Annotated in this window: 2 protein-coding genes; both read right to left on the bottom strand. The window is 30.2% G+C overall.

The genetic code is table 11. The features are described 5' to 3' along the window. Positions 1 to 376 (bottom strand): homoserine dehydrogenase (locus AC1DTM_RS30060; RefSeq protein ID WP_477001658.1); only part of this gene is annotated, 376 nt, incomplete at its 3' end. Positions 377 to 458: 82 nt separating this feature from the next. Further along, positions 459 to 728: DUF3995 domain-containing protein (locus AC1DTM_RS30055; protein ID WP_477001657.1), on the bottom strand; the 270-nt coding region annotated here is incomplete at its 5' end.

Genomic DNA, 728 nt, shown 5'->3' with positions numbered 1-728 from the left:
ACATTAATCCTCCAAATGTCACTGTTCCTAGTAACCCCAATACAACTCCTGTTAAACAAACACAATCAGCAAGAAAAATTGAAGATTGCGATAATGGAACAAATGACCTACTTGTGCTCGATCCATAATGTTTTATTTTTTCATAATTTATATCCAACATTAAATGTAGACATGATACACAACCCTCAATAGTTTGAAGAGATTCATTTTCTAACCGCTCCAATAACTTGTTATTTAAAGCAAAGGGTAGATGGTACTGCTTATCTAATTTTATATTTTGATAAATTAATTGTAAACGAGATAGCATACTATTTTTCTTTTTTTCAGATGCAGCTGTACATTTCATATTATTAAATTCATTTAATAACAGCGTCAATTCATCTCTGTTGCCGTATAAATCCCTAGCTATTCTTCTCTTTAGTTTGTAATAAAGTATTAAAATAATACTGGTTATATGTTCACGTTATTATAGCTAATAAGAAGGATAAGGATAAAAATGCACAAAGCGGTACATATAAAACAGTATCCATTCTGGCAAACTGCGTATCTTTTTTTCGTTTAAAGATACCAAAATAATGAAACTCACCAATTACTCTTATGAAAAAAACAACCATACAAACCCAGGATCCCATTTGAACAAAAACATTGGGAAGTGCGAAATGAACAATATTTGCTTGTTGTAATAAAATCATTGCTGCCATACTTAATAATAACGCAATGAACAATGT

It is taken from the genome of Bacillus sp. P4_D3 (assembly GCF_056401855.1).
The sequence above is the reverse complement of the archived record's forward strand: the minus strand, read 5'-3'. Positions and strand labels throughout refer to the sequence as shown.